This window comes from Halomonas sp. AOP7-B1-5, from assembly GCF_052353045.1.
In the GTDB taxonomy this organism is placed as follows: domain Bacteria; phylum Pseudomonadota; class Gammaproteobacteria; order Pseudomonadales; family Halomonadaceae; genus Vreelandella; species Vreelandella colorata.
In genome coordinates this window covers 1-243 of record NZ_JBQTDC010000145.1, presented here as the reverse complement: position 1 = coordinate 243, position 243 = coordinate 1, and the positions used below count along the sequence as shown (strand labels likewise).

Genomic DNA, 243 nt, shown 5'->3' with positions numbered 1-243 from the left:
TTTCACCCAGTAGGCCATCCAGCAGACCGGTGACTTGCTCACCGTCCACCGGCGTGGTGGTGAGCAAGCCACTCAACAGGCCGTTCGGGCCCGCCACGGTATCCAGCAGACTGCCCACTAGACCCTGCTCACCCAGTAAGCCACCTTCGCCGCCCAACAGGTCGCCTTCGGTCAGGTTACCCAGCAGACCATTCTCGCCTACCACCGTGTCGAGCAGGTTAGCAACAACGCCGTCGTTACCCA

Annotated in this window: 1 protein-coding gene; it reads right to left on the bottom strand. The window is 62.1% G+C overall.

All coding sequences use genetic code 11. From position 1 onward, the window contains the following. Positions 1 to 243 (bottom strand): hypothetical protein (locus ACT3XD_RS19785; RefSeq protein ID WP_444280721.1); only part of this gene is annotated, 243 nt, incomplete at both ends.